Source organism: Trebonia sp. (assembly GCF_030042015.1).
GTDB lineage: Bacteria > Actinomycetota > Actinomycetes > Streptosporangiales > Streptosporangiaceae > Trebonia.
In genome coordinates this window covers 1-4,066 of sequence record NZ_JASIAL010000498.1, presented here as the reverse complement: position 1 = coordinate 4,066, position 4,066 = coordinate 1, and the positions used below count along the sequence as shown (strand labels likewise).

The following is a 4,066-nucleotide window of genomic DNA, read 5'->3' as shown; positions in this document are numbered from 1 at the left end:
GGTGGCGGGAGTCCGCACAGGAACGCACGCGGATTATCGGCGCCCGCCACATTGCGGCGCCCGCGCGGCCGCCGGGTATGGTTTTGCCCAAATGAGCCCCCATTCCGCGCCAGGACCGGTGAGGAGCGCGACGCGATGACAGCCCGGCAGCAGTTCGCCCGCCTGCTTCCGCTGGCCCTGCTGGTCGTGCTCGCGATCGCGGGGCTGCGGGGGGCGGTGACGGCGCCGCGCTGGGACGGGCCGCTGCGCGCTGACGGCATCGCGATCGGGCTGGCGCTCGAAGTCGTGCTCGGCGTGCTGCTCGTGCTCACGCTGCGGCGGGACGCCGCGGCCCGCCGCGCCGCGGAGCAGCGGCCCCTCGCCGAGGCCACCGACGAGGCCACCGACGAGGTCGGCGTGCCGGCCGCGCTGCGGTTCGTGCTCAAATGGGTGCTTGCCGCCGGCATGGTGGCGGTCGCCGTGGTGCTGATCTCCGACCTGCACCTGCACTTCTTCTTCAAGCCGCGCCCCCTGGTCCTGCCGGGGTCGCAATCGCGCAGCAGGCCGCTGCCGAAATCCCGCGGCGGCGGCGGGGGGACACTGCACATCCCGCTCGGGCCGATCCTGTACGCGCTGCTCGTGGTGGTGCTCGTGGCGGCCGTGGTCATCAGCATCTGGTGGGCGGCGCGGATGCGCGGCGCCGCACGGCCGGGCCAGTTCGCCGGCGATCTCGACACAGAAGACCTGCGGGACGCCGTCGAGTCGGGGCGCGCCGCGCTGGCCGAACTCGACGACGCGCGGGCCGCGATCATCGCCTGCTACGTGGCGATGGAGGGCAGCCTCGCCGAGCGCGGCGCGGCGCGCGGGGTAGCCGACACGCCCGACGAGCTGCTGTCCCGCGCCGTCGCCACGGGAATCGTGCGCGGCGGCGCGGCGCGGCGGCTGACCGGCTTGTTTTACGAGGCGCGATTCTCCACCCACCCGCTCGGGCCGCGGCAGCGGGACGCGGCGAGCCAGGCGCTCGACGAGCTGGCGGCCGAGCTTGGCGCGGAGGTCGTCCCGTGAGCCGCTGGCGCGCGAACTCCCCGCCAGGGAATACCCGCGACCCGGGGCAGGTCAGCCTCTGGCGCGGCACGCGGCCGGAACTGACGATCGCCGCGATCGCGGTCGCCGCCACCGCGATCGCGGGCGGCGTGCTCGCCGGGTGGCCGGGCGTGGCCGTGGTGGCGATCGCCACCGCGGCGCTCGCGATGGTCGTGCTGCGCGGCCTGGCGCCGCGCTCCGCCGCGCCGTCGGTCAGGCGCAGCCGTGACAGGCAGGTCGCCCGGGTGATCGCCGGCTACTCGCAGCGCAGGTTCATCGTCTCGACCAGCGTCTCGAGCCAGGCCTTCTACGAGGCCGACCTCCGGCCGGTCCTCGAGCACCTGCTCGCGGCGCGGCTGGCGGAAAACCACGGCATCAACCTGTACACCGACCCGGCCGCCGCCCGCGCGGCCTTCTGCCGCAGCCGCGGCGACGCCGCGCTGTGGCGCTGGATCGACCCGGCACAGCCGCCGGCCGAAGGCCGCGACGCGCAACGGTCGGGCATCCCGCGCCGGACGCTCGCCCGGCTCATCAACCGATTGGAGCACCTGTGACACCGGAAGAGACCGCGCGCAAGGCCGCGGCCATCCTCGACGAGCTCGAAAGGGCGGTGGTCGGCCGCCGCCGCACGCTGGAACTGGTGCTGATCGGCATCCTGGCCGGCGGGCACGTGCTGCTCGAGGACCTGCCAGGCCTGGGCAAGACGCTCATCGCCCGGTCGTTCGCCCGCGTACTCGGCCTGGACTTCGCGCGGATTCAGTTCACCCCGGACCTGCTGCCGTCGGACGTGGTCGGCGCCCCGCTGTACGACCAGCGCAACGCCGAGATGGTGTTCCGGCCAGGCCCGGTGTTCACCCAGCTGCTGCTGGCCGACGAGATCAACCGCACGCCACCGAAGACGCAGGCCGCCCTCCTCGAGGCGATGGGCGAGGGCCAGGTGAGCGTGGACGGCCAGACCAGGCCGCTGCCGACGCCGTTCGTTGTGCTCGCGACCGACAACCCGATCGAGTACGAGGGCACCTACGAGCTGCCCGAGGCACAGCTCGACCGGTTCCTGATGCGGCTGCGCCTTGGCTACCTGTCGGCGCAGGACGAGACCGACATGCTGCGCCGCCGGGTGGCGCGCGCGGCCGAGTACATGACGCTGACCGCGGTCAGCGACGCGGCCGGCGTGCTCGCCATGCGCCAGTCGCTCGAGCAGGTGGAGATCAGCGAGGACCTGCTCGACTACATCGTCGCGATCGTCGCCGCCACCAGGCGCGACGCCCAGGTCCAGGTGGGCGCCAGCCCGCGCGGCGGCCTCGCGCTGACCCAGCTCGCCCGCGGCCAGGCGCTGCTGCACCAGCGGGACTACGTGATCCCCGACGACATCAAGCAGGTCACGGTCCCCGCCCTCGCGCACCGGGTCACGCTCCGCCCCGAGCTGTGGGTGCGGCAGGTCTCCGCCGACGACGTCGTGGCCCGGATAGTGGCCGCCGTGCCGACGCCGCGCACCGACCCGACCGCGCCGCCCGGGCCCCCCGGGGCACCCAGGGCCTCAGGGGCCTCAGGGGCCTCAGGGGCGGGTGTCCGCGGCGGCACCGCGGCGGTCACCGGCTGATGCCCCCGATCATCCCGAACGAACCGGGCCGTCTGCCCGCCCCCGCGGCCTCCTCCGTTGTCGAGGTGGACGAGGTCGCGATGAGGTGGCGGCCGTCCCGGCACGCCCGGCGGCTGCTCACGCTGGCCACCGCGGGGCTGCTGCTCGCGGTGCTCACCCGGCGCCCGGAACTGGCGGGCGTCGCGGCGCCGGCGCTGCTGCTGCTCGGCGCGGGGCGCCCGCCCCGGCCGCGGCGGGTCGGCGTGCGGGTGGGGCTCACGGCGACCCGGCTGTACGAGGGGGAACTAGCGGCGGTAGACGTGGCCGTCGACGACGACGAGCACGACGCCCGCTGGGCATTGCAGGCCGGACGCGGCGTCGAGCCCGCCAGCGCCACCGCCGCGGGCGGCGCGACCGCCAGGTTCACGTTCACCGTGCCGCGCTGGGGCAAGCGTCAGCTCGGCACGGTCGCCCTGGTGCTGCACGACCGCTGGCGGCTGACCGAAGGCCGCGTCACGGTCAGGCTGCCGAGCGTGGACTGCTACCCGCAGCCGGGCGTCCAGCGCACGAAGGTGGTGCTGAGCCGGCTGCCGAACCGGCTCGGCGAGCACTCCGGCCGGGTGCCCGGCGAGGGGACCGAATTCACCGGCCTCCGCGAGTACGTCCCCGGTGACCGGCAGCGCCAGATCAACTGGCCGGCCTCCACGCGCCTCGGCCGCCTGCAGGTGAACACCTTCGCCGCCGAGCGCTCGCAGGACGTCGTGCTGCTCGTGGACGCGACCTCGGACGTCGGCGAGCCGGGCGCGTCCGCGCTTGACCTGGGGCTGCGCGGCGCCGCCGGCGCGGCGCGCGCCTACCTGGACGGGCGGGACCGGGTGGGCGTGATCACCTACCAGTGGGGCGGCGCGCAGTGGCTGGCCCCCTCGCTGGGACGACGGCAGGTGTACAAGATCATCGACGCGATGCTCTCCGCCGACGCGGGGTGGGCGCGCGGGTCGGTGTTCAGCAGGCTCCCGCGCGCGGCGCTGCCGCCGGGCGCGCTGGTCGTGGCGTTCAGCCCGCTGCTCGACCAGCGGTTCGTCGAGGCGCTGCGCGACATGCGGGAGCGCGGCTTCGCGCTGATCGTGGTCGACGTGCTGACCACCGAGCCGCCGACCAGGTACGCCTACGCGGACGTGATCGCGCGGCGGATCTGGCGCATGGAGCAGCAGGCGATCAGGTTCTCGCTGCGCGAGCTTGGCATCCCGGTCGTGCGCTGGGACGGCATCGTGCCGCTCGACCTGCCGCTCGCCCCGTACACGCGGCGGCCCCTGGTGGTGCGCCGGTGAGCGCGCCAATCGCTCAAGGCAGCGCGCCGGCCCCGGAGCCTGCCCGGCCGGCCGCCGGCGCCGCCAGCGCCGCCAGCGCCTCGGGTGCCGCCCGTGG

General features: G+C 75.2%; 4 protein-coding genes. All 4 read left to right on the top strand.

The features are described 5' to 3' along the window. Positions 1–135: 135 nt before the first annotated feature. The 4 genes from Q1N79_RS26590 to Q1N79_RS26575 are packed head-to-tail and all read left to right on the top strand — an operon-like array spanning position 136 to position 3,969. A complete protein-coding gene (locus Q1N79_RS26590) occupies positions 136–1,044 on the top strand; it encodes a DUF4129 domain-containing protein (protein ID WP_300613659.1) in 909 nt (302 codons plus the stop codon). Next, the gene (locus Q1N79_RS26585) at positions 1,041–1,616 is read left to right on the top strand and encodes a hypothetical protein (RefSeq protein ID WP_300613657.1); all 576 of its coding nucleotides are present in this window, start codon (positions 1,041–1,043) and stop codon (positions 1,614–1,616) included. The genes Q1N79_RS26590 and Q1N79_RS26585 overlap by 4 nt, the downstream gene beginning before the upstream one ends. Beyond that, positions 1,613–2,662: a MoxR family ATPase gene (locus tag Q1N79_RS26580; protein WP_300613654.1), complete on the top strand. Its 1,050-nt coding sequence runs from the start codon at positions 1,613–1,615 to the stop codon at positions 2,660–2,662. The genes Q1N79_RS26585 and Q1N79_RS26580 overlap by 4 nt, the downstream gene beginning before the upstream one ends. Then, entirely contained in the window at positions 2,662–3,969 is a 1,308-nt protein-coding gene (locus Q1N79_RS26575; protein WP_300613651.1) for a DUF58 domain-containing protein, read from the top strand. The genes Q1N79_RS26580 and Q1N79_RS26575 overlap by 1 nt, the downstream gene beginning before the upstream one ends. Positions 3,970–4,066: the final 97 nt, after the last annotated feature.

What these genes read in the sequence shown, in the direction of transcription:
- Q1N79_RS26590 (WP_300613659.1), top strand. Translation starts at nt 136, where the DNA reads ATGACAGCCCGGCAGCAGTTCGCCCGCCTGCTTCCGCTGGCCCTGCTG.
- Q1N79_RS26575 (WP_300613651.1), top strand. Translation starts at nt 2,662, where the DNA reads ATGCCCCCGATCATCCCGAACGAACCGGGCCGTCTGCCCGCCCCCGCG.